The sequence below is a fragment of the Brevundimonas sp. GN22 genome, assembly GCF_054824005.1.
Genome location: NZ_JSYD01000168.1, coordinates 1 through 1,654, shown reverse-complemented (window position 1 = coordinate 1,654; position 1,654 = coordinate 1). Strand labels below are relative to the sequence as shown.

The window sequence follows — 1,654 nt, the reverse complement described above, 5'->3', positions numbered from 1 at the left end:
GACGTCCTAACCGATAGACGAAGGGACCGCGTCGCGAACGAGTGGCTTGATAGTGGCCAATCTCGACGATGGCAACCGGTGCCAATCGATTTTCTGTATTTTTTTTCAAAGACCTGCGAGCGGTGAGCCTTGCCCGCATCAACCACCCATACGCGGATCGGCGACGTCCTCGATCTCCATTTGCACACCGCGGCGGCCATTCCAGTCGTCAGCCTTGAGACGGCCCGCAACGCAAAGCCCGCCCTGCCCTGACAGCAAGGTCTTGCCCAACGGCAGATCGGCACAGCGCCACGCGATTGCACGCACCGACGCTCCATCAGGACCGACCAGTCGACACCTCACGTGGCCGCCATTCATCGCCATGGGCTCCCTCACCTGCATATGCTCCATGCCGAACACGGGCTCGGGGTTGGCAGGGCCATAAGGGGCCAGTTGCTCGAAACTCTCGAACAGGTCGCGCGTCGCTGAGCGTGCGTCGATCAAGGCATCGATCTCGACCCAGTCCAGCGCAATTGCGGCTTCTTGCTCGCCGGACAGTTCGGCATTCAGAAACTGACGCAGGGCATCAATCTTTGCAGTCTCTACCGTCAGGCCGGCGGCCATCGAATGCCCGCCACCGGCAATAAGTACGCCGGTTTCCCACGCTTTCTGGACGGCCCGCCCTAAATTCATACCGAGTTGAGAGCGACCGGACCCTTTGCCGATGCCGGTGACCGGATCCAGACCGATAACCACAACCGGCTTGCGCCACCTCTCCCGCAGACGTCCTGCGACGATACCTACGACGCCAGGGTGCCAGTCCTCGCCTGCCACCACGACGCAGCTTGATTCGTCCTGATGGGCACCGGTGGCCTCGACCATGCGGATAGCCTGATCGGTGACTTCGGCCTCCACGTCGCGACGCGCGCGGTTCAGCATGTCCAGTTCTTCAGCCAGCACGGCGGCTTCACGCGGATCGTCGGTCGAAAGCAGCTTCGCACCCAGATCGGATTTACCGATTCGCCCACCCGCATTGATGCGCGGCCCCAGAACAAAGCCGATGGTCTGGGCCTTGGCCTCGCCCAGTTCCGCGCCCGCAGCGCGCATCAGTGCGGCAAGACCGGTATTCTTCCAGGCCGACAGACTGCGCAGTCCAAGGCTGGCCAAGCCGCGATTGAAACCCGTCAGCCGTGTAACGTCGCAGATGGCCCCCATGGCTGCCAAATCCAGCCATTGACGGATATCCGGCTCCTGCTTGTCAGCAAACAGCCCCCGTCGCCGGCCCTCACGGTTCAATGCTGCCAGAAGAACGAAAACCACACCCGCAGCCGCCAGATTGCCCTGCCCCGAGCCGCAACCGGGCCGGTTCGGATTCACCACGGCAAGACATTGTGGCGGTTCTTCACGCATCATGTGGTGATCGATAACCACCACCTTCAGTCCGATTGCGGAGGCATGGGCCACGGCCTCGTTCGCTGCCGCGCCACAGTCCACCGTTATAACCAGATCGGCACCGCTGGCCTTCAGGCGGTCAAAGGCCGGCGCGCTGGGGCCGTAGCCTTCTTTCATGCGGTCGGGCACATAGATCGGCAGTTCCGCGCCCACACACCGGAACCAGCGCACCAGCAAAGCCGCGCTCGAAGCACCATCCACATCATAGTCCGCAAAGACGTGA

General features: G+C 62.3%; 1 protein-coding gene. It reads right to left on the bottom strand.

Annotation, left to right across the window (positions count from 1 at the left end; genetic code table 11):
* Positions 1-138 precede the first annotated feature (138 nt).
* A partial coding sequence (gene recJ / locus OB03_RS14615; RefSeq protein WP_461344652.1) for a single-stranded-DNA-specific exonuclease RecJ occupies positions 139-1,654 on the bottom strand: 1,516 nt, incomplete at its 5' end.